Source organism: Minwuia thermotolerans (genome assembly GCF_002924445.1).
In the GTDB taxonomy this organism is placed as follows: Bacteria; Pseudomonadota; Alphaproteobacteria; order Minwuiales; family Minwuiaceae; genus Minwuia; species Minwuia thermotolerans.
On the sequence record NZ_PIGG01000031.1, the window covers coordinates 151,323 to 177,998 of the forward strand.

Here is a 26,676-nt window from a genome sequence, read left to right on the forward strand (position 1 = left end):
ATGAACCATGCGGCGGGAACAGAATCAGTCGCGTAATTCCACCGTCCCGCGGTTTCGCGGGAACGGGTTCCCGCGGCCCGGGCCGGCCATCGGCCGGCTCGCCGTGCTGCCGAAGCGGCCCGCCAACGACAACGTGCCGCCCTGGCGGGCCGGCGTTGGATTCCGGCTGATTCTGCTTGCTGCGGCGGTCGCCGCAGCCGCGGCCTGCGCCGCGTTTCTCGGCTAGACCGGTCCTCGGTTGAATTGAATCGCCAGTGGAGCTTCGGTGTCATGCCCGCCTTGTGTGGGCATCCGGCCAGGATCATCGACTTGCGGCAAAGCCGCTCCGGACCCCCGCACGGTGGCGGGGGTGACACGCCGAACAAGTGGCGGTCCGATCGAACAATGGACTGATCTAGGCCGCCTTGCGCTCGATCAGCTCGATCTTGTAGCCGTCCGGATCCTCGATGAAGGCGATGACCGATCCGCCGTGTTTCATGGGGCCCGGCGGGCGCGGAATGGGAACGCCTTCCTTTTCCAGCTCGTCGCAGGTGCCGTAGATGTCCGGCACCCCGATCGCGAGATGGCCGAAACCGTCCCCCAGGTCATAGTTGTCCGTCTGACCCCAGTTGTGGGTCAGCTCGATGACCGTGCTGTCGGCCTCGTCGCCATAGCCGACGAACGCCAGCGTGAACTCACCGGTCGGGAAATCCTTCTTTCGCAGCAGGTTCATCCCCAGCAGGCGGGTGTAGAAGTCCAGCGAGCGGTCGAGATCCTTCACCCGGATCATGGTGTGCAGCAGACGAGCGTCCTTCATGCGTCCTTCTCCCTGTTCGTTTCGGCCAGGTTCAATACCACGCGCGCCGCCTTGTCCGAAGGCCAGAGGGCGCCGGGCTTCAGCATCATGGCGACCGTCCGCCCGGCCTCGATCTGGGCGTCGCGGGCGACCGGATCGGTCATGATCCGCTGCAGCGCGCCGGCGATGGCCCCGGCGGTGCAGTTCCCCTGAATCAGCTCGGGCACGACAGGCTTGTCCATCAGGATGTTGACCAGGCTGGCGTAGGGTATGCGGATCAGCCGCCGCGCCAGGGCCGCGGTCAGCGCGTTCATGCGGTACGCGACGACCGCCGGCGTCCCGGCCAGAGCCAGTTCCAGCGCGACGGTGCCCGAAGCTGCGAGGGCACTGTCGGCGGCATGGAAGCAGTCCATCTTCCCGGCCTGCCCGAGGACGGTGTACGGCAGTGGCTGGCGGGCGAGCATGCGGTCGACCTCCGCCTGGAGGTGCGGCAGCGTCGGCGCCAGCACGTGGGCGGCCGGGACCCGCTCGGCGAGACGGCGCAAGGCGTCCACGAAGACCGGCCCCAGCCGCCGGACCTCGCCCCGCCGGCTGCCAAACAGCACCGCCAGCGCTGGCACATGAGGGGACAGTCCCTGCGCCGCCCGGAAAGCCCGCATGTCTCCCTGATAGGCGTTCTCCGCCTCCACCGCGGGATGGCCGACGAAGGTGGCCGCCAGACCCTCCTTCTCGAACAAGGGCGGCTCAAAGGGCAGCAGCGTCAGCAGATGATCGTAGAGCGCCGCCGTGGTCACGGCCCGCTTCGGGCGGTAGGCCCAGACCGACGGCGCGACATAGTGAATCCGGATGGTATCGAGATCCTGTAACCGCCGGGCCAGACGCTTGTTGAACCCCGGCGAATCGATGGTCAGCAGCACATGTGGCCGCTTCGCCCGCGCGAAGGCCTCGGTCTCCCGCAGCCGGCGCAGGATCGCCGGCGCCCGCGGCAGGATTTCGAACAATCCCATCACCGAGAGTTCATCCATCGGAAAGAGCGACTCCAGCCCGGCCGCCGCCATGGCGTCGCCGCCGACGCCGACGATCTCGACGCGCTCCCCGGCCAGTTTCTTCAGTGATCGCATCAGGTGGGCGCCCAGAACGTCGCCCGACGGCTCGCCGGCCACCAGCATGATGCGGATGGGGAGCATCTCAGGTCCTTCCGGCGCGGGCGACCCCGGTGATGAACAGGCCCTCGGCATCGGCCCGCGCCAGCGTCGCCACGCGGTCGATCACCATGGCGGCGCCCGCCTCCACGGCGATGCCGTTCAGACCCGCGGCGGCGGCCCGCGCCACTGTCTCCACGCCGATGGTCGGCAGATCGACCCGGTGATCCTGTCCCGGTTTGGTGAGCTTGACCAGTACGCCCCCGGCGCCCTCGCCCAGGCCGCCGCAGCGCTCCAGCATGCGGTCGGTGCCCTCGGCGGCCTCCACGGCCAGCACCAGCCCGTCGCGCACCACAGCGCCCTGGCCGACGTCGAGCGCGCCCAGCGCGTCGACGACCGCCATCCCCTTCTCAATGTCCGCCAGATCCTGCTCGCCAGGAGCAACCCGGCCCATGGGCCCCGCGCCCGCCAGGACGTCGCCAGCGATTTCGTGCGCTCCCATGACCCGGAAGCCCTTCTTGTCAAAGAAGTCCACCAGCACCTGAAGCAGGGCGTCGTCGCCCTTCCTGGCCGCTGCCAGGACCTTCGGCAGCAGACCGATGCCGGCCATGTCCGGCCGCAGCTTGCTGAAATCCGGCCGTGCGACCTTGCCCACCATGCAGACGCTGTCGCAATCGTTCGCCTTCAGCGCTTCGAGGGTGCCGCCGACCTTGTCGAAGCGGATAAAACGATGGGGAAAGCGCGCCAGCAGGGCGGGATCCGTAGTTTCCTCGAAGGCCAGCACGAAAACCTCCATCCCGGCGGCGACGGCTGCATCGGCCACATTGCCGGGCACCTCTCCGCCGCCGGCGATCAGTCCGAGGCGCCTAGGCGACATCCCGCGCCGGGGTGCAGAGGCCGCGCGAGGAACTGCCGCGGATGAATTCGAGGATCTCGCCGACGCCCGCCTCGTTGGCGAACAGCTTCTCGGCGTCGGCCACCTTCTCCTCCATCGTACCTTCCGGCGCGAACAGGAAGCGGTAGGCGCGACGGAGCGTGTGGATCTCCTCGCGGCTGAAATTGCGGCGCTTCAACCCGACGAGATTGAGGCCGTCCAGGGTCGCCAGATTGCCGCGCGCCAGGCCATAGGGGATGACGTCCGTGCCCAGCGCCGAAGCGCCGCCGATCATCGCGTGACGTCCGATCTTCACGAACTGATGCACCGCGGTCATGCCGCCGATGATGGCCCAGTCGTCGACCTCGACATGGCCACCGAGGGTCACGTTATTGACCAGAATGCAGTTGTCGCCGATCAGGCAGTCATGCGCGATATGGGCGCCGATCATCACCAGGCAGTTGTCCCCGACCCGCGTCACCAGACCGCCCGCTTCGGTGCCGGGATTCATGGTGACATGCTCGCGGATGGTGCAGTTCGCACCGATCTCCAGCGAGGACTCCTCGCCGTGATACTTCTGGTCCTGGGGCTCGTGGCCGATGGAGGCGAAGGGGAAGACGCGGCTGCCCGGCCCGATGCGGGTACGCCCCGCCACGGCGACATGGGAAGCCAGCCGGACGCCGTCCCCCAGTTCGATATCGCCATCGACGACGCAGAACGGCCCGATGCGGACGCCCTCGCCGAGCCGCACATTGTCGGCGACGAAAGCGCTGGGGTGAACCTCGGCGGCCATCTCAGCCATCATCCTGAATCATGGCGGCGAATTCGGCTTCGGCGGCGAGATGTTCGCCGACATAGGCCTCGCCCTTCATCTTCCAGATCAGCGTCCCCCGCCCGCGCAGCTTCCGGACATGAATCATCAGCTGGTCGCCGGGGATCACGGGACGGCGGAAACGGCATTCGTCGATGGTCATGAAATAGACCACCTTGCCCTCCATCCTGGTGCCCAGGGTCTGCGCGAACAGCACCGCCGAGGTCTGGGCCATCGCTTCGATGATCAGCACGCCCGGCATGACCGGCTGGGTTGGAAAATGGCCGGTGAAATGGGGTTCGTTGACGGTGACGTTCTTGATGCCGACAGCGCTCACGTCCGGCACGATGTCGATCACACGGTCGACCATCAGCATCGGATAGCGATGCGGAATCATCTCCATGATCCGCGTCACCTCGACGGGCCCGACGGCGGTCTTCTCCGCTTCAGTCATCAGTCCGACCCCTTCTTCGAAACCAGGCGGCGCAGCGCGGCGATCTGCCGCCAGAAGTCCCTTGCCGGTATCGCCGGCTGACCGATCACCGCGGCGCCGTCCGGCACATCGTTCATCACGCCCGACTTCGCGCCGATCTGCACCTGGTCGCCGACGCGCACATGGCCCGCCAGCGCCGACTGGCCGCCCATCTGGACGAACCGGCCGATCCTGGCCGAACCGGCAATGCCGACCTGGCCGACCAGAATCGACCCGTCGCCAATCTCGACGTTGTGGGCGATCTGCACAAGATTGTCGATCCACACGTTCCGGCCGAGCACCGTATCATGTCCCGAGCCGCAGGCGATGCAGGTGTTGGCGCCGATCTGGCAGTCGTCGCCGATCAGCACGCGGCCAAGCTGCGGCACCCTCTGATGCCGCTCCGGATGAGGCGCGAAGCCAAAACCCGGCATGCCGACCCGCGCGCCCGGCTGCAGCACCACTCTGTCGCCCAGCACGCAGGTTTCCAGCGAACAATTGGCGCCGATGCGGCAATCCCGGCCAACCACGACGTTGGCCCCGAGTGTGGCCGCCGGCCCGATCACCGTGCCTTCGCCGACCTCGGCCCCGGGTCCGACAACGGCATTGGCTCCGATCTCCACGCTCTCGGCCACGCGCGCGGAGGCGTCGACCACGGCGCTCGGATGGCGGCCGCTGTCCACCGCCGGCTCCGGATAGAGCGTCTGGGCCACCAGCGCATAGGCCAGGTAGGGATGCGGCGTCGCGAGCGCCACCGTCCCCGCCGGCGCGCGCGCGGCAAGACCGGGATCGACAACCACGAAACCTGCGCGGGTCTCGGCGAACTGCGGCAGATACTTGCGGTTGTCCAGAAAGCTGAGGTCGTCGGGGCCCGCAGTCTCCAGCGGCGCCACATCGGCGACCTCGCGAGACGGATCGGCGCCTTCCGGCACCCGGAAAAGGCCGGTGCGGGCGGCTAGGTCGCCGAGCGTGAAAGGTCCCGCCCGTCTGTGGAAACGGCTGTCGGCCATCAGAAACCCTTCGGGCGCGCCACGCTGACCGATGGCAGACGCTGATCCAGGCGCTTGACGATCTCGTCGGTGATGTCCAGCGACGGCAGTGCCCAGGAGTAGCTGCTGCGGTCGAGCACCACGTTGAAGTCGCGTTCCTGCTGCAGTTCCTCGATGATGTCGAGCATCTGGCCCTTGATCACTTCCAGAGCCTGCTGGCGGGTCTGGTCGATGGCAACGCGGCGGTCCTGGACCATGCGCTGCGCGTCGTTGAAGGATTGCTGCAGCTCCGCCCGGCGCTGTTCCAGCGCATCCGGAGACAGGATCGCGGCCTGCTGGCGCAGTTCGTCCTGACGGGCCTTCAACGCCTCGTCCTCGCGCTTGATCACCGCCTGCAACTCGTCGATGAAGCTCTTGATCTGACTGGCGACGCTCTTGCCCGCCTTGGCTTCCCGCAGGATCCGCTGGCTGTCCATGGTGGCGATCACCGCCGGGGGATTGGACTGCGCCGCCGCCTGGTGCTGTACAGCAGCGACGCCGAGCATGGCGAACAGGACGATCAATGACAGAAAACGCGTCATGCCAACACCTCTAGAACCGGGTACCGAAGCTGAAACGGAAAGCCTCCGTCTCGTCGAAATCGTTCTTGAGGACCGCACGCGAGACATCGAACAGCATCGGGCCGAAGGGCGATTTCCAGGTAACGCCGACACCGAACGAAAGTCGCGGCGACGGATCGTCCTCTACACCGTTGGCGACCACGCCGAAGGCGGTGCCGTAGTCGCTGAAGACCCGGCCTGACATGCCGAGTTCCTCCGGCAGCCCCAGAGGGAACTGCAACTCTGTCGTGCCGACGGCGAAGAATTCGCCGCCCAGGGCGTCACGCGTGGCCACGTCGCGGGGACCGACGCCGCTGGGCGCGAAGCCCCGGAAGGTGTCGCCGCCGACGAAGAAGCGCCGGTTGATGCGGATGTCCTCGAACAGTCCGACGACCGCGCCCCCGCGCACCGACTGCTGCAGCACGAAGTCTCCCCACAACGGGAAGAACTGGGCGTGACGAACCTGGGTGCGGATGTCTCGGACGTCGCCGCCAAGGCCGGCAAACTCCTGCTCCAGCGTCGTGACGAAGCCGCTGGTCGGCGTGATCGGATCGTCGGTCTGGTCATAGCGCAGCGTGTAGCCGACCGAAGAGGTAAAGGCCACGCCCTGCTGCTGCTGGATGAACAGCGAGGCCGTCGCCCCCACGTTCTTGATGTTGTCGCGGCGGAACTGATAGTTGAGATTCAGCCTGAGATGCTGGCTGAGCGATACGCCCGAGCGCAGGCGGAAGCCAGTTGTGCTCTGGTCGAAGGAGCTTTCGTCCTGGAAGTCCAGGTTGGTGTTGAAGATGTCGAAACCCGCCGCGATGGGCTTGTCCAGGAAATAGGGCTCCGTGAACGAGAGGTCGATCTCGCGTCGCCGGAGCGAGAGCGACAGCCCAAGCCGCAGATCCTGACCGCGGCCCAGTAGATTGCGCTCGCGGATCGATACGTCGCCGATCACCGCCTCGCTGGTGGAGAAGCCGGCGCCAAGCGAAAGCTCGCCGGTCGGCTGTTCCTCGACCTCGACCTTGATCACCGCCCGATCCGGCCGCGTCCCCTGTTCGGGCTGAATCTGGATGTTCGAGAAGTAGTCGATGGCGCGCAGCCGGCGGCGCGAGCGCTCCAGCTTGGCGGTGTCGAAGGCGTCGCCCTCGATCAGCTGGAGTTCGCGCCGAATGACCGAATCCAGGGTGCGCGTGTTGCCCTCGATGTCGATGCGTTCGACATAGACCCTGGGACCTTCACGGACCTGGTAGGTCAGGTCGATCGTGCGCTCCTCGCGGTTGCGCTGGGTGCGCGGGCGCACCTCGACGAAGGCGAAGCCCCGGCGGCCGAGCTCGAACTTGATGTCCTGGATGGCCTGCTCGATCCGCTCGGCGCTGTATATATCGCCGGGCTCGTCGGCGATGCTGGCGCGCAGTGTCTCGGGGTCGACATCCTTGACCGACGCGTCGATCTCAACACTGGAGATCGTGTACTGCTCCCCCTCCTCGACCGTGAAGGTAATGAAGAAGTCCTTCCGGTCCGGGGTCAGTTCGGCCACCGCCGACAGCACGCGGAAATCCACATAGCCGTTGTTGAGGTAGAACTGCCGAAGGCGCTCCCGGTCCAGGGCGATCAGATCCGGGTCATAGATGTCGGTGGTGGAGAAGAAGCTGTACCAGGCGCTTTCCTGCGTGGAGATCTCGGAACGCAGTTCGCTGTCGCTGAACTCCTCGTTGCCCAGGAAGCGGATTGCGCGGACTTCAGTGGGCGTCCCCTCCTGGATCTCGAAGACCAGATTGATCCGGTTCTGCGGCAGCTGGATGATCTTGGGCTCGATCACCGCCGCGAAGCGGCCGCTGACGCGGTAGAGCTGGAGCAGGCGCTGTACGTCGCTCTGGACGCGCGCACGGGTGTAGACGATGCGGGGGCGGAGCTGGACCTCCGCCGAGAGGGAATCGTCGTCCAGCGCCTTGTTGCCCTCGAAGGCGATCTGATTGATCACCGGGTTCTCCACCACGCTGACGACCAGCACATCGCCCTGCCGGCGGAAGGTGACGTCGGCGAACAGCCCAGTGGCGTAGAGACGCTTCAGCGCAGCGTCGAGTTCCTTGCGCTCATAGGCGTTGCCGGTCTGGAGGCGCATGTACGAGCGCACGGTCTCGGCCTCGATGCGCTGATTGCCCTCGACGGCGATGTCCTCGATCATGACCTGCTGCGCGGCTGCCGGCGAGCCGAGCAACACCAGCAGCGTCAGTATTCCGGCGATACGTCGCAACAAGCCCTGCGCCCCACTCTCTGTTCCAGTGCCCTCCCCCTCAGCGGTCAGGAGAACAGCCCGGTGACGAAATCCGCCAGGCCGAACTGGACGACATCGTTCATTGTCGCGAGCAACATGAGCCCGACGACGAGGCCGAGGCCGATCCGGTAACCGATCTCCTGCGTCGCCTCGCCGAGCGGCCGCCCGCGAACCGCCTCGACGGCATAAAACAATAGATGTCCGCCGTCCAGCATGGGGATCGGAAACAGGTTGATAAGCCCGAGGCTGATGGAGATGAACGCGGCGAAGTTGACGAGCGACACAATTCCGAACTGAGCCACCTCGCCCGACAGGTGGGCAATGCCCAGCGGGCCGCGCAGTTCCTGCACGGAGCGTTCACCGATGAACATGTCGCCGACCGCCGACAACGTCGCAGTCGTCGTCTCCCAGGTGCGCTCGACGGCCTCGCCAACGGCTTCCAGCGGGCCGAGCGAGCGGTACTCGGACTGGGCGACCGCGGTGATGCCGATGCGGCCGACACGGCTGGTCCGCCCGAAACCGTCATCGATCTCCACGACCTCCGGCCTTAGAACGAAGTGCACGACCTCGCCGTCGCGTTCGACCGCCAGATCGAGTTCGCGGTCCAGGTTCACGGCCACGATCCGGCGGATATCGCCGAAGTCGTCGACCGTCTCGCCGTCGGCGGCGACGATCAGGTCGCCCGGCTGCAGTCCGGCCTGCGCGGCGGCGCTGTCGGGCAGCACCGTGTCGACGCGCGCCGGCGTCTGGGGCTGGCCCAGGCTGATAAACAGCGCCGCGAAGATGAAGATGGCGAACAGAAAGTTCGCCGCCGGCCCCGCGACGACCACCGCCGCACGCTGCCAGAGCCGCTTGTTGTGGAAATTGTCGGGATCGTCCGCGGGCGCGGCCCGGTCCGGCGTACTGGCCGGCCCCTGGTCACCGGCGAATTTCACATAGCCGCCGAACGGCAGTATCGAGACCCGCCAGCGGGTGCCACGGCTATCATTCCAGCCGTAGATTTCCCGTCCGAAGCCGATGGAGAAGGTCTCGACCGCAACGCCGCACCAGCGCGCCACGAGGTAGTGTCCGAGTTCGTGCACGAACACCAGAACGGTCAGCACCGCGACGAACGGCAGTGCGTAGCCGATGATGAGATCGATCATTTCTGAGATGAGCTCCCGGGAATCAGGCTGTCGGCCAGGCGACGGGCGGCGGCGTCGAGCGCGAACACGTCTTCGAGCGACGTCGCATCCTCGATATTGATGCGGTCGAGGGTCTTTTCAACGCAGGCGGCGATATCGAGGAAGCCGATTCGGCGTTCGAGGAAGGCCGCGACGGCGATCTCGTTGGCTGCGTTGAGAACGGTCGCCGCCTCGCTGCCGGCCCGCAGGCAGTGGCCGGCCAGCCGCAGCGCCGGAAAACGCGTCTCGTCCGGCGCCTCGAAGGTGAGCTGGCCCATCGCGGCCAGGTCGAGCGGCGGCGATGGCGCGGCGATCCGCTCCGGCCAGGCCAGGCAGTAGGCGATCGGCGTGCGCATGTCCGGGCTGCCGAGCTGCGCGAGGGTCGAGCCGTCGACATATTCCACCATCGAATGGATCACCGACTGGGGGTGTACCAGAATGACGATCTGGTCCGGCTGCAGGGGGAACAGGTGGAAGGCCTCGATCATCTCAAGGCCCTTGTTCATCATCGTCGCCGAATCGACCGAGATCTTCGCGCCCATCGACCAGTTGGGGTGGGCCACGGCCTGTTCCGGCGTCGCCTGGGCCATGCGTTCACGGCTCCAGTTGCGGAAGGGTCCGCCGGAAGCGGTGAGCAGAATGCGCTTCACCGATTCGCTGCGTTCGGCGTCGAAGACCTGGAAGATGGCGTTGTGTTCCGAATCCACCGGCAACAGTTCGGCCCCTGAGCGGCGGACCTCCCGCATCACGATCTCGCCGGCGCAGACCAGGCATTCCTTGTTGGCCAGGCCGATCTGGGCGCCCCTCCGGATCGCCGCCAGCGTCGGCGCCAGGCCCGCCGAGCCGACAATGCCGGCCATGACGAACTCTGCGTCGCCATCGGCGGCCTCGACCAGCGCGTCCGGGCCCGCCGCGGCCTCGATACCGCTGCCCGACAGCGCCGCCTTCAACCGGCCATGCAGGGCCGGATCGCCGATCACCGCGCGGCGCGCGCCGTGACGACGCGCCAGCGCCGCCAGTTCGTCGACATTGCTTTGTGCGGTCAGTGCGTCGACCGCGTAGCGGTCCCGGTGCCGTTCGACCAGATCGAGCGTGTTCAGTCCGATCGAGCCGGTGGCCCCCAGAACCGTCACGGTCTTGATTTCGCCAGGCAGGCGGGCGGCCTTGGGAATGGGCTCGGCAACCGTCAAATCGATACTCCGTCAAGCCGTATGATCACCGCCAGGGCGACGGCGGCGGCGATGAGACCGTCGATGCGATCCATCACGCCGCCATGACCCGGTATGATACCGCCAGAATCCTTGACCTTGAAGTGACGCTTCCAGGCCGACTCCGCCAGGTCGCCCAACTGCGCGACGATCGCGATCACCGCGCCGAGGACCAGCGCCGCCCCCACCGCCTCGTCCTCCCCGGCCAGCCACGCCAGCAACGCGCCTGCCCCGGCGCCGATCAGGGCGCCGCCCAGTGCGCCGGCCCAGGTCTTGTTGGGGCTCACCCGGGCCCAGAGCTTCGGTCCGCCGATCTGGCTGCCTGCCAGATAGGCGCCGGTGTCCGTGGCCCAGACCACGAGGAACAACCATATCACGGATTCCGGCCCGGCCTCGCGCACCGTCACCAGCGCCTGGGTCGGCAGGATCACATAGGCCGCGCCGGCGCCGGCCCACAGTGGCGATCCGCGGCCGGCCAGCGCCGCCAGCACCGCCGCCCCGAACCCAAGTCCGGCCAGCGCCCAGCCGAGGTCCGCGTCGCCGTAGTGCAGGGCCACCGCTCCGGCCCAGGTCAGCACAAGCATCGCCAGCGACCCGACGAGCCCGGGCGCGCCGGTCACCGCGCGCCACTCCCGGTGAACCAGCCAGCCGACGCCCGCGACCATGAGCAGCCACACGACGCCGCCCAGATAGATGATCACCAGCGCGACGGGCGCCAGCACCAGCGCCGATACGATACGAACCCGGAGGCCGCGCGGGATTCTAGCCAATATGCCCGCCAAACCGGCGATCGCGGCAGCCATAGGTTGCGAGGGCGCGCTCCAGCGCCTCGCGGTCGAAATCCGGCCACAGCACGTCGTCGAAAACGAGCTCCGCATAGGCCGCCTGCCAGAGCAGGAAATTGCTGAGCCGCTGTTCGCCGCTTGTGCGGATCAGCAGTTCGGGATCGGGCACGTCGGGGGCGTAGAGACCGGCGCGGATCATGTCCTCGTCGATATCCTCGGCCGAGATCTCGCCACGGGACGCCTGCCCGGCCAGCCGGCGCGCGGCATGGACGATCTCTGCCTGGCCGCCGTAGTTGACGGCGATGATGAGGTCCAGCCGGGTGTTGCCGCGCGTCGTCTCCTCGGCCTGCTGAATCAGGGCCTGGATGTCCCGGGCAAGCCCCTCACGATCGCCGACCACGCGAACCCGCACGTCGTTGCGGTGCAGTTCGGCCAGTTCCCGTCGCAGGTAATGGCGCAGCAGCCCCATCAGATCGTCGACCTCTTCGGCCGGACGCCGCCAGTTCTCCGAGGAGAAGGCGAACAGGGTCAGGTACTCGATGCCTATCTCGGCGGCGGCGCGCACGGTCGCGCGCACGGCCTCGGCGCCCCGGCGATGCCCCTCAAGCCGCGGCAGGCCCCGCGCCTTCGCCCAGCGCCTGTTGCCATCCATGATGATGGCCACGTGGCGCGGCGGCAGCGCGGATTCCATGCGGGGTTCGGGGTTGGCCATCCGGGATCAGACCTGCATGATTTCCTGCTGCTTCTGTTCCAGAAGCTGGTCGATCTCCTTGATGGTCTGGTCGGTATCGGTCTGGACCTCGTCGGCGTAGAGACGATGGTCGTCCTGGCTGATATCGCCGTCCTTCTCCTGCTTCTTCAGCTCGTCCATGGCATGGCGGCGGATATTGCGCACCGCGACACGCGCCTGTTCGGCATACTGGCCGGCGACCTTGGTGTATTCGCGCCGGCGTTCCTCGGTCAACTCGGGGATCGGCACGCGGATGATCTGGCCCTCGCCGGCCGGATTGAGGCCGAGATTCGATTCGCGGATCGCCTTTTCGACCGCGCCGGCGTTGTTGCGGTCCCAGACCTGGACCGAAAGCATGCGCGCCTCGGGCACGTTGACCGTCGCCACCTGGTTGAGCGGCATTTCGCTGCCGTAGACCTTCACCATCACGGAATCGAGCAGCCCCGCCGAGGCGCGTCCGGTCCTCAGTCCGCTCAGATCCTTCTTCAGCGCATCGACCGCGCCGGCCATGCGGCGTTTCATGTCGTCAAGGTCGAGTTCTGCCATCTGGCCCTCCCGCTGCCCGTCGCCCTTGCCGGGCGGCTCACTGATCGGTGATCGTTGTCGACCGTCCCCGGCCCGTCAATGCCGCCGCGAAGCCGCCCGCCTCATGAAGATCGAAAACCATGACCGGAATGCGGTTCTCGCGGGTCAGCGCGATGGCGGCGATGTCCATCACCTTCAGATCCCGCGCGATCACCTCGTCATGGCTCAGCCGATCGAAGCGGGTCGCCGACGGGTCGGTTTTCGGATCGGCGCTGTAGACGCCATCCACCTGCGTGCCCTTGGCCAGCAGGTCGCAGCCCAGCTCCGCGGCGCGCAGCGCGGCGGCCGTATCGGTGGTGAAGAAGGGATTGCCGGTGCCCGCCGTCGAGATCACGACGCTGCCGGCCGCGAGCGCGGCGGCCGCATCGCGTCTGGTGTAGGCGGCGCAAACGGTAGGCATCGGAATCGCCGACATCGCCACCGCCGGCGCGCCCCGGCGCTCCAGCGCATCGGCCAGGGCCAGACCGTTCATCACCGTGGCCAGCATGCCCATCTGGTCGGCGCTGGCGCGGTCCATGCCCTTGGCGGCGGTGCGCACGCCCCGGAACAGGTTGCCGCCGCCGACGACGACCGCGACGTCCACACCAAGACCGCGGACCTCGGCGATGTCGCCGGCGATCCTGTCAAGCGCGGCGAAGTCGATGCCGAACGCGCCCTCGCCCATCAGGGCCTCTCCCGAGCACTTCAGAAGAACCCGACGCCATGGAGACGCGTCCGTCATCGCAGCACCGCCCCCGCCGGAATCAGCTCGCGGTGGCCGCGGCCACCTCGGCGGCGAAGTCGCTTTCCTCGCGCTCGATCCCCTCGCCCAGGGCGAAGCGGATGAAGGCCTTGACGGCGATCGGCGCGCCGACATCGGCCTCCGCCGCCTTCAGGGCCTTGCCGACGGTGTTGTCGGGGTCGATCACGTAGGTCTGCTCCAGCAGCACGACTTCCTGGTAGAACTTGCGGATCCGGCCCTCGATCATCTTCTCGACGATCTCCGCGGGCTTGCCGGAGGCCAGGGCCTGCTCGCGCAGCACCGAGCGCTCCCGCTCGACGATGTCCTGGTCCATGTCCGCCGGCGAGACCGACTGCGGGTTCGCGGCGGCGACATGCATCGCCACCTGGCGGCCGAGTTCGTCCAGCTTCGCGGCGTCGCCGGTCGATTCCAGCGCCACCAGAACGCCGATCTTGCCGAGGCCCGGCGCCACGGCATTGTGGACGTAGCTGGAGACAACGCCGTTCTCGACCTTCAGTGCGGCCGTGCGGCGCAGGCTCATGTTCTCGCCGATGGTGGCGATGGCGTTGGTCAGCTCTTCCTCGACGGTGCGGCCGGTGCCCGGAAAGTCCGCGCCAAGCACGGCCTGCAGATCGCCGTCCTTCGCCCGCGCGATAACGGTGATCTCATTGACCAGCGCCTGGAACCTGTCGTTGCGGGCGACGAAGTCGGTTTCCGAATTCAGTTCGACGATCGCGCCTTCATTGCCTTCGGTGGCCACGCCGACCAGGCCCTCGGCCGCGGTGCGGCCGGCCTTCTTGGCGGCGGCGGCAAGCCCCTTCTTGCGCAGCCAGTCGACCGCCGCCTCCAGATCGCCGTCGGTCTCCTGCAACGCCTTCTTGCAGTCCATCATTCCGCCGCCGGTCTTCTCACGCAGTTCCTTGACCAGCGATGCCGTGATCTGAGCCATTGTTCAGCCCTTTCCTTGATTTTCTGTCCGCTTGAACCGCGGCGCCAACGCCGCTCCCGCAGGAGATTGCGGCTCAGGCTTCCTTCGATTTCTCGACAAGGTTCTCCGCGCCTTCCTCGCCCTCCTTGGGCGCCGGCGTCTCGGGTTCGTCGGCGGCCGGGACCTCGCCCGCAGGCCTGTCGCCCGTGGTCTCGTCGGCGCCGCCCTCGATCTCGTGGCCCGTGCCCTCGCCTGCCTCGCTCGCGCCGGTCTCCTCGACAGGGATGTCGACAATCGGATTCTCGAGCTCGCCGACATCCTCGTCGCCCGCGCTCATCTCCGCCTGGATGCCGTCGAGCACGGCCTGGCTGAACAGCTCGCAGTAGAGGTTGATGGCGCGCAGGGCGTCGTCATTGGCCGGCACGGGGTAGTCGATGAAGGTGGGATCGGCGTTGGTGTCGCAGATGCCGATCACCGGGATGCCCAGCTTGCGGGCCTCGGCCACGGCGATCTTCTCCTTGCCCGTGTCGATGACGACCATGACGTCGGGCAGGCCGCCCATTTCCTTGATGCCGCCCAGCGCACGGTCGAGCTTGTCGCGTTCGCGGGTAAGCTGCAGCAGCTCCTTCTTGGTCAGACCGGTCTCGGTCTGCACCAGCAGCTCTTCCAGTTCGCGCAGGCGGCGGATGGAATGGGAGATGGTCTTCCAGTTGGTCAGCGTGCCGCCCAGCCAGCGATGATTGACGTAGAACTGCGCGCAACGTCCGGCGGCGTCGGCCACAGCCTGGGAGGCCTGACGCTTGGTGCCGACGAACAGGACGCGGCCGCCGCCGGCGACGATGTCGCGCATGGTCTTCAGCGCCTGGTGCAGCATCGGATGGGTCTGCGACAGGTCGATGATGTGCACGCCATTGCGCGAACCGAAGATGTAGGGATCCATCCTCGGGTTCCAGCGGTGGGTCTGATGGCCGAAGTGAACGCCCGCTTCGAGAAGCTGGCGCAGCGAGAAATCAGGCAATGCCATGGCCTGTGTGCTCCTTTTGATCCGGTTTCGCCTCCGCGGGTGTGGTCCGGATCGTTCCCGGACACCGGAAGGGACGGCGGGGCTTTCTGTCCGCACGCCCTGAACCCGCGTGTGTGATCGCGGCGGGTCATACGCTGCCGGGCCGGCAAATGCAAGCTGCGCGGGCGAGAAACTGCGTCTCAGATTTCGCGGACGTCGACCACGCCCGGCATCGATTTCAGGGACTGGCGGACGGCGCGGTCGATACGGAAGCCGTCGGGGACTTCCAGCTCCAGTTCCCGCGTCCGGTCCTGTGGCCGCATCACGAGCCGGATCAGGCCCTTGCCCGGCCCCGCCCGATCCAGCGTGGCGCGGATCGGCGGCAGTGCCGAGCTGTCGGCGATGACGATGCGCGCCCCCGCCTCCGCGTCGGCGACATAGCCGTCCAGGTCCGCCATCTTGTTCAGCGCCAGGGTGGGTTCGTCCCGGTCGCGCAGGATGTCGACATAGAAGACGGCGTTGCGCCCCGCCTCCATCTCGTCGCGGTGACGGTTCAGCGCCTCCGAAAAGCAGAGAATCTCGCATTCGCCGCTGGGATCGGAGAAGCCGATGAAGGCGAAGGCCTTGCCCTTGGCGTTGCGGCGGATCTGCACCGCCGAGATCGTGCCGGCCAGGGCGATGTTGGTCTTCTGCGTCTCGCCCAGTATCGCCGGCAGTTCATCGATGCGGGAGACTCCCTTCTGCGCCAGCTTCTGCTGGTAGTCGTCCAGCGGATGGCCCGAAAGGTAGAAGCCGATCGCGCCCCGCTCCTCGGCAAGCCGCTCCAGGTCGTCGAAGGGCTCGACCGCCGGCAGCGGCGGCCGATCCGCATTGCCGCCGCCCCCGCCGCCGCCAAAAAGCCCCATCTGGCCACTGGCGCGGTCTTCCGCCTGCTGCTGGGCGTAGCGCGCGAGGATATCCACGGACGCCAGCACCCGGCGGCGGTTCGGGTCCAACTCGTCGAGCGCGCCGGCGCGGGCGAGATTCTCGGTCTGGCGCTTGTTCAGCGCCGAGCCGGCGGTACGCACGGCGAAGTCGAACAGGTCCCTGAACGGCCCGTCCTTGCGCCGTGCGGCGACGATGGCGCCCATGGCGTCGCGCCCGACATTCTTGATCGCCGCCAGGGCGTAGCGGATACCGGCGACAGTCAGGTCGCGGTTGCGCTCGACCGCGAACGCGACCTCCGAGTGGTTCGCCGCAGGCGGCAGCAGCGGGATCTTCAGACGCTTCATCTCGCGTTTGAAGACGTCCAGCTTGTCGGTGTTGCCCATGTCCAGGGTCATCGACGCGGCCAGGAACTCGGCCGGATAGTTCGCCTTCAGCCAGGCTGTCTGCCAGGCGATCAGGGCGTAGGCCGCGGCATGGGACTTGTTGAAACCATAGCCGGCGAACTTCTCGATCAGCTCGAAGATCTGGCCCGCCTTCCCGGCCGTGACGCCGTTCTCCGCCGCGCCCTCGACGAAGCGTTCCCGCTGGGCGTCCATCTCGGCCTTGATCTTCTTGCCCATGGCCCGGCGCAGCAGATCCGCTTCGCCCAGGCTGTAGCCCGAGAGCACCTGCGCCATCTGCATCACCTGCTCCTGATAGACCGGGATGCCGTAGGTCTCGGCCAGGATCGGCTCCAGCATCGGGTGCGGATAGCTGGCCGCCTCCCGGCCGTGCTTGGTGGAGATGTAGGTCGGGATATTGTCCATCGGACCCGGACGGTAGAGGGCGACGATGGCGATGATGTCCTCGAACTTGTCGGGCTTCATCTGCCGGAGCACATCCCGCATGCCCGAACTTTCCAGCTGGAACACGCCCACCGTCTCGCCGCGGCCCAGCATCTCGAAGGTCCGCTCGTCGGTTTCGGGGATGTCGGCCAGACAGAAGTCCGGCCGCCCGCCCTCGCGGACATGGGCGATGGCGCGGTCGAGGACGGTCAGCGTCTTCAGCCCCAGGAAGTCGAACTTCACCAGCCCCGCCGACTCCACGTACTTCATCGAGAACTGGGTGACGGGCATGTCGGACTTCGGATCGCGGTAGAGCGGCACGAGCTGTTCCAGCGGCCGGTCGCCGATGACGACGCCCGCGGCGTGGGTCGAGGCGTGGCGGTACAGCCCCTCCAGCTTCAGCGCCATGTCGACCAGGTACTGCACCGAGCCGTCGGAGTCGTATTCGTGGCGCAGCCTGGGCTCGCTCTCCAGCGCCTGGCCGAGCGTCACCGGATTGGCCGGGTTGGCCGGCACCAGCTTGGAGATGCGGTCGACCTGGCCATAGGGCATCTGCAGCACGCGGCCGACATCGCGGATGACCGCCCGGGCCTGCAGCTTTCCGAAGGTGATGATCTGCGCGACCTTGTCGTGGCCGTACTTGCCCTGGACGTACTCGATCACCTCGTCGCGCCGGTCCTGGCAGAAGTCGATGTCGAAGTCCGGCATGGACACGCGTTCGGGGTTGAGAAAACGCTCGAACAGAAGCCCGTAACGCAATGGATCCAGGTCGGTAATCGTCAGCGCGTAGGCGACCAGCGAGCCCGCGCCCGAACCACGGCCCGGGCCGACGGGTATCTCCTGCGCCTTGGCCCACTGGATGAAGTCGGCGACGATCAGGAAGTAGCCCGGAAAGCCCATGGAGATGATGATCCCCAGTTCCCGGTCCAGCCGCTCCCGATAAACGGCTTCGTCGGGCTCATGGCCCTGCTCGCGCATGAAGGCGAGCCGGTCGGCCAGTCCCGCCTCGGCCATGGCGCGAAGTTCGTCAGCCTCGGCCCGGCCGCCCTCGGTGGCGAAGCCCGGCAGGATCGGGTCGCGCTTCGGCGCCGCATAGCCGCAGCGCCGGGCGATCACCAGGGTATTGGCCGTCGCCTCGGGCAGGTCGGCGAACAGCGCCTTCATCTCCTCGGCCGACTTGAAACGGTGCTCCGGCGTCAGCCGCCGCCGCTCTTCCTGGCCCACATAGGCGCTTTCGGCGACGCAGATCAGCGCGTCGTGCGCCTCGTACATGTCCTTGTCGAGGAAATAGCAGTCATTGGTCGCCGCCAGCGGCAGGTCGAGATCGTAGGCGAGGTCGATCATGGGCTCCTCGACCCGGTCCTCCTCCGCCTCGCCGTGGCGCTGAAGTTCGACATAGAGCCGGTCGCCGAAACGGGCCTTCATCTCCGCCAGCCAGGCGCGTCCGCCGGCGGCGTCGCCGTCGGCCAGCATCCGTCCCAGCGGTCCTCCGGCGCCGCCGGTGAGCGCGATGAGCCCGTCCGCACGGCCCTCCATGGCGCCAAGCGGCAGATGCGTCGAGAACATGGGATCGGATTCGAGGAAGGCCGCGGAGACCAGGGCCATCAGGTTCATGTAGCCGGTCTCGTTCTGGACCAGCAGGACGACGGGCGCAAAGAGCGGCCGCTGCTGGCCCGCCGGCGCGCGGCTGTCCCAGCCGTACTGGACCGAAAGCTGGCAGCCGATGATCGGCTGCACCCCCGCCCCGGCCACCGCCGGGCAAAACTCCATGACGCCGAACAGGTTGTTGGTGTCGGTCACCGCCACCGCCGGCATGCCGGCCTTCGCCGCCGCCCCGGCAAGGTCGCCGAGCCGGATCGCGCCCTCGGCGAGCGAATAGGCGCTGTGCGTCCTCAGATGCACGAACTCCGCATGCGCCATGGCCGAACTCTCTCCGCTGCCGCCCGATCGGAACCCACGCGGCCGCGCCCCTTTGCCTTGCCGGAGAATCGGCCGCCGCGGTTCCATTGTCCCAGACCGCGGCGTCCACGTCCCTACCCGGCAGGCGTCATTCGTCCCCCGTTCGCAAGATTGCTGTGGACGAAGCTGTGGACGGAACCGCCGTCGCCGCGCCGCCCCTGTCCCGTCCCGCTTCCGCTCAGCCGATGCCGGACAGCGCGCCGAACATCTGCGTCCAGGCGGCCAGCACGCCCCAGATTCCCACCAGCGCGGCCAGCGCGCCCAGATCCCTCATCCATTCCATCATCGCCCCCTCCTGCTGCGTTGGAGACATATGTTCGTCAAATGTTCTCTTTATGTCAACACATGTTCTCTCACAATGCCGCCTCCCGGAGGACGCCGTCCTCCATCAGCACCGCGCGGTCCATCTGGCGGGCGAGCTGGAGGTTATGGGTGGCGACGAGGACGCCGGTGCCGGCGGCGCGGGCGACTTCGACCAGGTGATCGAAGACCCGTCCGGCGGTGCCGGGATCGAGATTGCCCGTCGGCTCGTCGGCCAGAAGGACGGCCGGGAGATTGGCCAGGGCGCGGGCGATGGCGACGCGTTGCTGCTCGCCGCCCGACAACCGCGCCGGGCGGTGGTCGCCGCGTTCGGCGAGGCCCATCTGGCCCAGCAGTTCCGCGGCCCGCACCGCCGCCTCCTTGCGGCTCTTGCCCGCGATCATCTGGGGCAGGATCACGTTCTCCGCTGCGGTGAACTCCGGCAGCAGGTGGTGGTACTGGTAGACGAAGCCCAACAGGGTCCGGCGCATCGCCGTCCGGCGGTCGTCGTTCAGCCCCGCCGCCGACTGGCCGGCGATGGCGACGTCGCCGCCGTCGGGCTTTTCCAGCAGACCCGCGATCTGCAGCAGCGTCGACTTGCCCGCGCCGGACGGGCCGACCAGGGCGACAATCTCGCCGGTGCGGACCTCCAGCGAGGCGCCGCGCAGCACTTCCAGCGTCCGCTCCCCCTGCCGGAAGGTGCGGATGACGCCGTCCAGGCGCAGCGCGGGGTCACTCATAGCGGAGCGCCTCCACCGGATCGAGGCGCGCCGCCCGCCAGGCCGGGTAGATCGTGGCGAGGAAGGAGAGCACCAGCGCCATGAGCAGCACCATGACCACCTCGCCGGTCTCCATCCGGGCCGGTATCTGGGAGAGGAAGCGGATCTCGGGCGACCAGAGCTCGGTGCCGGTCAGGCTTTCCAGGCCGCGCCGGATGCTGTCGATGTTGAGGCAGAACACGACGCCCAGCGTGAATCCGGCCAGCGTGCCGACGACGCCGATGGAGGCGCCGGCGATGAAGAAGATGCGCTGGATCGCGCCCCTGGTCGCGCCCATCGTGCGCAGGATGGCGATGTCGCGGCCCTTGTCCTTCACCAGCATGATCAGGCTGGAGATGATGTTGAACGCCGCGACCAGGATGATCAGCGTCAGGATCAGGAACATCACGTTGCGCTCGACCTGCAGCGCAGTGAAGAAGCTGGCGTTGGCCTGCTGCCAGTCGAAGACGCGCAGATTGCGGTCGCTGCTGATCTCGCGGTGGATCGCATGGGCCAGGACGGTGGCGCGGTCGGCGTCGGCGACCACGACCTCCAGGCCCGTCACCCCCTCTCCGGTACGGAAATACTTCTGCGCCAAGTCCAGCGGCATGTAGACGTAACTCGAGTCGTATTCGTACATGCCGACCTCGAACATCGCGCCGATACGGTAGGTCGCCAGCCGCGGCACGAACCCCATGGCGGTCGACGAGCCCTTGGGCGAGATCAGCGTGATGCGGTCGCCGAGTTGCAGGCCGAAGCGCTCGGCCAGACGGAAGCCGACCATCACGGTGCCCGGTTCGGACAGATTGGCGAGTTCGCCCGCCACCAGCTTGCCCGACAACGCCTGGTGGGCGATGATGTCGTCGAGCTTCAGGCCGCGCACAACCGCGCCGCGCGCCTCCCCGCCGGCGGTCGCCATGACCTGGCCCTCGACCAGCGGCGCGGCGCTGACCACCCCCTCGATCCCGCGGATGCGGTCCGCCAGGCTCTCGTAGTCCTCGATGGGCTGCTCGTAGGAGAGCACGGAGACATGGCCGTTCAGCCCGAGGATGCGGTCCAGCAGTTCGGTGCGGAAGCCGTTCATCACCGCCATGACGATGATCAGCGTGGCGACGCCGAGCGCGATGCCGACCAGCGAGAACCAGGCGATGACCGAGATGAAGCCCTCGGCGCGGCGGGCCCTGAGATAGCGGACGGCGATCATCCATTCGAAGGCGGAAAACATCTATTCGAAGCCCACGACCTTGTTGACCGCAGCCTCCAGGGTCGTCTCCTCCTTCTCGCCCGAACGGCGGCGCTTGACCTCCACGACGCCGTTCTTCAGGCCGCGGGGACCCACGACGATCTGCCAGGGCAGGCCGATCAGGTCCATGGTGGCGAACTTCGCTCCGGCGCGCTCGTCGGTGTCGTCGACCAGCACCTCCAGCCCGGCATTGGCGAACTGCGTCTCCAGGCCCTCGCAGGCCGCGTCGCAATCGGCGTCGCCGGCCTTCAGGTTGACGATGCCGACATGGAACGGCGCCACCGGATCGGGCCAGATGATGCCGTCGCCGTCATGGCTGGCCTCGATAATGCCGCCGACCAGACGGGAGACGCCGATGCCGTAGGAGCCCATCTGCAGCTCGGTTTCCTGCCCGTCCGGGCCGGTCACGGTGGCGCCCATGGGCTTCGAATACTTGGAACCGAAATGGAAGATGTGGCCCACCTCGATGCCGCGGCGTTTGACCAGATCCGCGTCAGGCACAGGGCATTCAGCCGGGTCGTGCATCTCGTCAGCGGCCGCGTAGATGGAAGTCCACCGATCGACGATGGGCTGCAGGTCGCCGTCATAGTCGATGTCCGTCGGTGCGCGGAATTCCAGCAGATCGCGGTGGCAGAAGACCTCCGACTCGCCGGTGTCCGCCAGAACGACGAACTCGTGGCTCAGATCGCCGCCGATCGGTCCGGTCGCGGCGCGCAGCGGGATGGCCTGCAGCCCCATGCGCTCGAAGGTCCGCAGATAGGACACGAACATCTTGTTGTAAGCTCTTCTGGAGCTTTCGTAATCGAGATCGAAGGAATAGGCGTCCTTCATCAGGAACTCGCGCCCGCGCATGATGCCGAAGCGGGGCCGCACCTCGTCGCGGAACTTCCACTGGATGTGATAGAGCAGCTTCGGCACGTCGCGGTAGGAGCGTGCGGCGGCGCGGAAGATCTCGGTGATCTGCTCCTCGTTCGTGGGGCCATAGAGCATGTCGCGGCCATGGCGATCGGTGATGCGCAGCATCTCCTTGCCATAGTCGTCATAGCGGCCGGACTCGCGCCACAGATCGGCCGGCTGGATCGTCGGCATCAGCACCTCCAGGGCGCCCGCGGCGTCCTGTTCCTCGCGCACGATCTGCTCGATCTTCTTCAGCACCCGGAAGCCCAGCGGCAGCCAGGAATAGATGCCGGCGCTGGACTGGCGGATCATGCCGGCGCGGAGCATGTAGCGGTGGGAGGCGATCTGCGCCTCTGCCGGATTCTCCTTGAGGACGGGCAGGAAGAACTGGGAAAGCCGCATGGGGACGTCGCTCCGTCGGTTGGGCGCTTTCGGGGTCGGATGGTTGTAGGGAAAGCCTTGGCCCGACGCAATCGGCGCTTCCATACTGTCCCGGTCGAAACAGGGGAGGACCGACATGACCGACGACATGCTGCGCGAGGCGGCCGAACGAATGGCGGTGAGCGATGTGATGCACCGCTACGCCACGGCCATCGACACCAGGGATTTCAGGCTGCTGGAGCAGGTCTTCGACGATCCGGTCGAGACCGACTTCTCCGGCTTCGGGGGCTCCGAGGGCCGCTACAGCCGGGCCGAGTGGATCGACGCCGTGCGCAAGACCGTCGGCGGGCTCGACGTCACCCAGCACCTGACCGGCAATCACGTCCACCGCATCGATGGCGACCGGGCGCACCTGACCGCCTATCTGCAGGCGCTGCACCGCTACCGCGCGGCCAGGGCAGATCCGGACTACATCATCGGCGGCTATTACGACATCGATCTCGTCCGGCGGCCGGAGGGCTGGCGCATCACCCGCTACGGCCTGACTGTCACCTGGGAGCGCGGCAACCGCTACATCATGCGCGAAGCGTCCAGAGCGGCGCGTTAGGAGGCAATGGAATCCCTCAGCGCCGCGATGTGGGCCGCGGCGGCGCGCGCGTCCACCGTGGCCTCGCGCACAAGCCAGTCGAAATGGGTGGCCATGGAGCGCACCCGTTCCCGCTCGCGGAATGCGAGGTAGACGCTGCCGACATAGATCACCGCCAGCAGCGGACCGAAGACCGTGAGCGGGGCGCTGAACACCTTGCGCGTGTCGAACAGGAAGAGCCGAAGCGCGGGAAAGAATTCCTCGCAATAGCGCGCGAGCTGGTCGAGCTGACTACGGCGCGCGCTGACGCCCAGGCCGGCATAATAGCCTGAGCCCTCGGCGAAGGCCCGCAACTCATGCAGCGGCAGGGCGATCTCGTAGTCCGAGTCGCTGGCGCGGAGCCAGGCGACGCGGTCCTGCATCGCCGCCACGGCCTGATCGGGCGTGCGACTGAGAAAGGCCTCGTACTCCCAGCGCAGAACCTCTTCGGTCTTCAGCATGTCCGGAAGCGTCGCCGGGACGTGACGGATCTTGTAGCCCGCCGCCTCCCGATGCCAGTCGAGCAACTGGGTATCAGCCATGGTCCTTGCGGCCTGGGTCATGGTCATGGCCGCGGCGACCACGTCGCCGGGTCGCTCTGGCCGGTCGGTCAGGCCGAGCAACCAGTCGGTGCTGACGCCGAGGGCCGACGCGGCGTCGGCGGCGAGCTGCGCGTTCGGCAGCCGCGGCGCGTCACCGGACAGAAGCTGACCGATGGTCGAGCGGTCGACGGCCGCGACCCGGGCCAACGCGCTGCGGGACAATCCCGCCCGCTCGATCGCCTGAAGCAGGCGTTGCCGGAATATCTCTGCCCGGTCGCGCTTGTCCAATTTGCACCCCGTATGATGATAAAAATCTGCAATATAGAGTTTTTGTTGCGAAGGTTCAGAATAGCGCGCAGGCAGCGATGGCGCTAGATGGATGGCGAAAGACGCCACCCCTTCGACGGAGCACAGGGAGCATGGAAACCACTGCCCGCACCCTCGCCAAGGCCCTGAGCTGGCAGACCTCGGGCCTGATCGTGATGACACTGATCGGCTACATCTTCACCGGCTCGATCAGCGCCGGCGGCGGCATCGCCGCTGTCAGCGCCACGACCGGCTTTGCCGCCTATTTCCTGCACGAGCGGGTCTGGGCCGGCGTCGGCTGGGGCCGCCGTCTCGGCGAGGCGGGTGCGCGGATGCTGCCCGGCGCCGGACGCTGACCGGCAGCGTCGCTATCCCGCCTTGATCACCTTTTCCGCCTGCGCCCAGGCGAACTCGGCGATGGGCCGGATGCGCGCCACCTGTTCGTCGGCGTGCGAGGAGGCGGCGGTGCCGTCGCGCACGCGGCCCGCGATGCCCTGCAGGATCGCGGCGATGCGGAACATGTTGTAGGCGAGGTAATAGTCCCAGTTGTCGATCCGCTCGCGGCCGGTGCGCCGGCAATAGGCGGCGACGTACTCGTTCTCGTGCGGGATGCCGAGGGCGTCCAGATCCTCGCCGCCGATGCCGCGGAACAGGCTGTTGGGCAGCCGCCAGCTCATGACGTGATAGGCGAAGTCCGCCAGCGGGTCGCCCAGCGTCGAGAGTTCCCAGTCCAGCACCGCGACGACGCGCGGCTCGGTCGGGTGGAAGACCATGTTGTCCATGCGGTAGTCGCCGTGAATCACGGTCGTCTCGTCGGTCTCGGGGACGTTCTCCGGCAGCCATTCCATCAGCCGGTCCATCTCCTCGATCTTCTCGGTCTCGGAGAGCTTGTATTGCTTCGACCAGCGGCTGACCTGGCGGGTGACGTAGTTCCCGGGCTTGCCGAAATCCTCCAGGCCGATGGCCTTGTAGTCGGCGTTGTGCAGCCGGGCTATGACGTCGTTCATGGCGTCGAAATACTTCGCCCGTTCCGACTTCGGAATATCGGGCAGGGTCTGATCCCAGATGATGCGGCCGTCGACCAGGTCCATGACGTAGAACATCGTGCCGATGACGCTCTCGTCCTCGCATAGGCAGTAGGTCTTCGGCGCGGGCACGTCAGTGTGTTCGTGCAGCGCGGTGATCACCTTGTACTCACGGTCGACCGCGTGCGCCGAGGGCAGCAGCTTTCCCGGCGGCTTGCGGCGCAGCACGTATTCCTTGCCGTTGTCGTCGCGCAGCGCATAGGTCGGGTTGGACTGCCCGCCCTTGAACTGCCGCACCTGAAGGCCGCCGCCGAAGCTCTCGACGTGCTGGCGCAGATAGCTTTCCAGCGCGCCCTCGTCGAAGCTGAAACGCTCGTCGACTTCCTTGGTGCCGGAAAACAGTTCGCTCATCTGGTTCATGTCGCCGCGCCTCCCCCGCGCGTCGTCTGCTCGGATACTCCGCCCGTTCTAGCTTCCCGCTCCACCGCACGCCAGCCGATGTCTCGCCGACAGAAGCCGTCCGGCCAGTCGATCAGGTCGACGGCGCGGTAGGCGCGGGCCTGCGCCTCGGTCACCGTCGGCCCAGTCGCGGTGATGCCCAGCACCCGGCCGCCATTGGCCAGAAAGCGGTCGCCCTCGCGCTTCGTGCCGGCGTGGAAGACGGTGACGCCGTCGACCGCCCAGGCGTCGGCCAGGCCGCGGATCTCGCCGCCTTTCTTCGGGTCGCCGGGATAGCCGTTCGCGGCCATCACCACAACCAGCGCCGGGTCGTCGATCCAGCGCAGGTCGAACTTGTCCAGCACGCCGTCGACGGCCGCCAGGATCGCCAGCAGCAGGTCCGACTTCATGCGCGCCATCAACACCTGGCACTCGGGATCCCCGAAGCGGATGTTGTACTCGATCAGCTTCGGGCCCTGGGCGGTGATCATCAGCCCGGCGTAGAGCACCCCCCGGAAGGGCCGGCCCTCCTCGGCCATGCCGTGCACCGTGGGTTCGATGATTTCCCGCATCGCCCGTTCGCACATGGCTTGCGTCATCACCGGCGCCGGCGAGTAAGCGCCCATGCCGCCGGTGTTGGGGCCCGTGTCGCCGTCGCCGACGGGTTTGTGGTCCTGCGCCGTCGCCAGCGGCAGGACATTGCGGCCGTCGGTGAGCACAAAGAAGCTGGCCTCCTCGCCCTCGAGATACTCCTCGACGACGATCTCGGCGCCCGCCGCACCGAAACGGCCGCCGAAGGCCTCGTCGATGGCCGCGTTCGCCGCCTCGACGCTCCGCGCCACGGTCACGCCCTTTCCCGCGGCCAGGCCATCGGCCTTGACCACGATCGGCGCGCCCTTCGCCGCGACATAGGCCTTCGCGGCGGCAGCGTCGGTGAAGCGTTCGTAGTCGCCGGTGGGAATGCCGTGACGGCGGCAGAGATCCTTGGTGAAACCCTTGGACGCCTCCAGCTCGGACGCTGCGCGCGACGGCCCGAACGCCCGGATGCCGGCGGCTTCCAGATCGTCCACGAGTCCGGCCACCAGCGGCGCCTCGGGTCCGACCACCACGAGGTCGACCCCCTCACCCCGGCAGAAAGCGACCACCGCCGCGTGGTCGGCGACGTCCAGGGCCACACACTCGGCATCATCGGCGATGCCGCCATTGCCCGGCGCGCAGATCAGACGCGTCAGGACCGGCGAAGCCGCCAGCTTCCAGCAAAGCGCGTGCTCGCGACCGCCCGAGCCGATGACCAGCACGTTCATTGCGGACTCCCGTTTCCTCGAAATCGACCGGGGGCAGTCTTAGCCCAGATTCCCCGACGCGCGATAGCCCGCCGGCGGAGACGCGTTGACAGCGGCGCA

26 protein-coding genes are annotated in these 26,676 nt (G+C 67.4%); 3 read left to right on the plus strand and 23 right to left on the minus strand.

Translation table 11 applies throughout. The annotated features are described in order from the left end of the window. Positions 1–7 precede the first annotated feature (7 nt). The gene (locus tag CWC60_RS08585; protein WP_109793587.1) at positions 8–226 is read left to right on the plus strand and encodes a hypothetical protein; all 219 of its coding nucleotides are present in this window, start codon (positions 8–10) and stop codon (positions 224–226) included. Positions 227–394: 168 nt separating this feature from the next. Here the strand turns inward: CWC60_RS08585 and gloA are convergent, their stop codons facing one another. The 20 genes from gloA to proS all read right to left on the minus strand — a co-directional run bounded on the left by gloA (position 395) and on the right by proS (position 22,358). Then, entirely contained in the window at positions 395–796 is a 402-nt protein-coding gene (gloA, locus tag CWC60_RS08590; RefSeq protein ID WP_109793588.1) for a lactoylglutathione lyase, read from the minus strand. Beyond that, a complete protein-coding gene (gene lpxB, locus CWC60_RS08595; protein ID WP_206419839.1) occupies positions 793–1,962 on the minus strand; it encodes a lipid-A-disaccharide synthase in 1,170 nt (389 codons plus the stop codon). Before lpxB ends, gloA begins: the two co-directional genes overlap by 4 nt. Position 1,963: 1 nt before the next feature. Then, a complete protein-coding gene (locus CWC60_RS08600) occupies positions 1,964–2,794 on the minus strand; it encodes an LpxI family protein (protein ID WP_109793590.1) in 831 nt (276 codons plus the stop codon). Beyond that, the gene (lpxA, locus tag CWC60_RS08605) at positions 2,784–3,584 is read right to left on the minus strand and encodes an acyl-ACP--UDP-N-acetylglucosamine O-acyltransferase (protein WP_109793591.1); all 801 of its coding nucleotides are present in this window, start codon (positions 3,582–3,584) and stop codon (positions 2,784–2,786) included. The genes CWC60_RS08600 and lpxA overlap by 11 nt, the downstream gene beginning before the upstream one ends. A gap of 1 nt (position 3,585) precedes the next feature. Next, positions 3,586–4,056: a 3-hydroxyacyl-ACP dehydratase FabZ gene (fabZ, locus tag CWC60_RS08610; protein WP_109793592.1), complete on the minus strand. Its 471-nt coding sequence runs from the start codon at positions 4,054–4,056 to the stop codon at positions 3,586–3,588. Then, positions 4,056–5,084 carry a UDP-3-O-(3-hydroxymyristoyl)glucosamine N-acyltransferase gene (gene lpxD / locus CWC60_RS08615; RefSeq protein WP_109793593.1) on the minus strand — a complete coding sequence of 343 codons (1,029 nt, stop codon included), beginning with the start codon at positions 5,082–5,084 and terminating at the stop codon, positions 4,056–4,058. Before lpxD ends, fabZ begins: the two co-directional genes overlap by 1 nt. Continuing rightward, on the minus strand, positions 5,084–5,644 hold the full coding sequence (locus CWC60_RS08620; protein ID WP_164516440.1) for an OmpH/Skp family outer membrane protein: 561 nt from the start codon (positions 5,642–5,644) through the stop codon (positions 5,084–5,086). Before CWC60_RS08620 ends, lpxD begins: the two co-directional genes overlap by 1 nt. Before the next feature lie 10 nt (positions 5,645–5,654). Beyond that, complete coding sequence (gene bamA, locus CWC60_RS08625) at positions 5,655–7,907, minus strand: outer membrane protein assembly factor BamA (protein ID WP_206419841.1); 2,253 nt, start codon at positions 7,905–7,907, stop codon at positions 5,655–5,657. Between the two features lie 44 nt (positions 7,908–7,951). Next, positions 7,952–9,070 carry an RIP metalloprotease RseP gene (rseP, locus tag CWC60_RS08630; RefSeq protein WP_109793595.1) on the minus strand — a complete coding sequence of 373 codons (1,119 nt, stop codon included), beginning with the start codon at positions 9,068–9,070 and terminating at the stop codon, positions 7,952–7,954. Then, positions 9,067–10,278, minus strand: a complete 1,212-nt coding sequence (locus tag CWC60_RS08635) for a 1-deoxy-D-xylulose-5-phosphate reductoisomerase (protein ID WP_206419842.1) — start codon at positions 10,276–10,278, stop codon at positions 9,067–9,069. Before CWC60_RS08635 ends, rseP begins: the two co-directional genes overlap by 4 nt. Next, positions 10,275–11,066, minus strand: coding sequence for a phosphatidate cytidylyltransferase (locus CWC60_RS08640; RefSeq protein ID WP_164516441.1), 792 nt, complete (start codon positions 11,064–11,066; stop codon positions 10,275–10,277). The genes CWC60_RS08635 and CWC60_RS08640 overlap by 4 nt, the downstream gene beginning before the upstream one ends. Next, positions 11,059–11,772, minus strand: a complete 714-nt coding sequence (locus CWC60_RS08645) for an isoprenyl transferase (RefSeq protein WP_241147908.1) — start codon at positions 11,770–11,772, stop codon at positions 11,059–11,061. The genes CWC60_RS08640 and CWC60_RS08645 overlap by 8 nt, the downstream gene beginning before the upstream one ends. A 27-nt stretch (positions 11,773–11,799) precedes the next feature. Next, positions 11,800–12,357 (minus strand): ribosome recycling factor, encoded by a 558-nt coding sequence (gene frr, locus CWC60_RS08650; protein ID WP_109793598.1) that lies wholly within the window; start codon positions 12,355–12,357, stop codon positions 11,800–11,802. 37 nt (positions 12,358–12,394) lie between these two features. Beyond that, the gene (pyrH, locus tag CWC60_RS08655; protein WP_109793599.1) at positions 12,395–13,117 is read right to left on the minus strand and encodes a UMP kinase; all 723 of its coding nucleotides are present in this window, start codon (positions 13,115–13,117) and stop codon (positions 12,395–12,397) included. 22 nt (positions 13,118–13,139) lie between these two features. After that, complete coding sequence (tsf, locus tag CWC60_RS08660; RefSeq protein ID WP_109793600.1) at positions 13,140–14,066, minus strand: translation elongation factor Ts; 927 nt, start codon at positions 14,064–14,066, stop codon at positions 13,140–13,142. Positions 14,067–14,139: 73 nt separating this feature from the next. Further along, the gene (rpsB, locus tag CWC60_RS08665) at positions 14,140–15,069 is read right to left on the minus strand and encodes a 30S ribosomal protein S2 (protein WP_109793601.1); all 930 of its coding nucleotides are present in this window, start codon (positions 15,067–15,069) and stop codon (positions 14,140–14,142) included. A gap of 179 nt (positions 15,070–15,248) precedes the next feature. Next, positions 15,249–18,719, minus strand: a complete 3,471-nt coding sequence (dnaE, locus tag CWC60_RS08670; protein WP_109793602.1) for a DNA polymerase III subunit alpha — start codon at positions 18,717–18,719, stop codon at positions 15,249–15,251. Positions 18,720–19,111: 392 nt separating this feature from the next. Continuing rightward, the gene (locus CWC60_RS08675; protein WP_109793603.1) at positions 19,112–19,798 is read right to left on the minus strand and encodes an ABC transporter ATP-binding protein; all 687 of its coding nucleotides are present in this window, start codon (positions 19,796–19,798) and stop codon (positions 19,112–19,114) included. After that, a complete protein-coding gene (locus CWC60_RS08680) occupies positions 19,791–21,041 on the minus strand; it encodes a lipoprotein-releasing ABC transporter permease subunit (protein ID WP_109793604.1) in 1,251 nt (416 codons plus the stop codon). The genes CWC60_RS08675 and CWC60_RS08680 overlap by 8 nt, the downstream gene beginning before the upstream one ends. Next, positions 21,042–22,358 carry a proline--tRNA ligase gene (gene proS, locus CWC60_RS08685; RefSeq protein ID WP_109793921.1) on the minus strand — a complete coding sequence of 439 codons (1,317 nt, stop codon included), beginning with the start codon at positions 22,356–22,358 and terminating at the stop codon, positions 21,042–21,044. 115 nt (positions 22,359–22,473) lie between these two features. Here proS and CWC60_RS08690 point away from each other — a divergent pair, with 115 nt between their 5' ends. Further along, positions 22,474–22,944, plus strand: a complete 471-nt coding sequence (locus CWC60_RS08690) for a nuclear transport factor 2 family protein (protein ID WP_109793605.1) — start codon at positions 22,474–22,476, stop codon at positions 22,942–22,944. On the opposite strand, the gene CWC60_RS08695 is transcribed toward CWC60_RS08690, so the two are convergent. After that, positions 22,941–23,792 carry a helix-turn-helix domain-containing protein gene (locus tag CWC60_RS08695; protein ID WP_109793606.1) on the minus strand — a complete coding sequence of 284 codons (852 nt, stop codon included), beginning with the start codon at positions 23,790–23,792 and terminating at the stop codon, positions 22,941–22,943. The two genes, CWC60_RS08690 and CWC60_RS08695, sit on opposite strands and share 4 nt — an antisense overlap. Positions 23,793–23,923: 131 nt before the next feature. Here CWC60_RS08695 and CWC60_RS08700 point away from each other — a divergent pair, with 131 nt between their 5' ends. Next, positions 23,924–24,166 (plus strand): DUF2061 domain-containing protein, encoded by a 243-nt coding sequence (locus CWC60_RS08700; RefSeq protein WP_109793607.1) that lies wholly within the window; start codon positions 23,924–23,926, stop codon positions 24,164–24,166. A gap of 12 nt (positions 24,167–24,178) precedes the next feature. Here the strand turns inward: CWC60_RS08700 and CWC60_RS08705 are convergent, their stop codons facing one another. Both CWC60_RS08705 and purD read right to left on the minus strand, forming a co-directional pair. Beyond that, complete coding sequence (locus tag CWC60_RS08705; RefSeq protein WP_164516442.1) at positions 24,179–25,255, minus strand: phosphotransferase; 1,077 nt, start codon at positions 25,253–25,255, stop codon at positions 24,179–24,181. Further along, on the minus strand, positions 25,252–26,577 hold the full coding sequence (gene purD / locus CWC60_RS08710) for a phosphoribosylamine--glycine ligase (protein WP_109793608.1): 1,326 nt from the start codon (positions 26,575–26,577) through the stop codon (positions 25,252–25,254). Before purD ends, CWC60_RS08705 begins: the two co-directional genes overlap by 4 nt. Between the last annotated feature and the right edge of the window lie 99 nt (positions 26,578–26,676).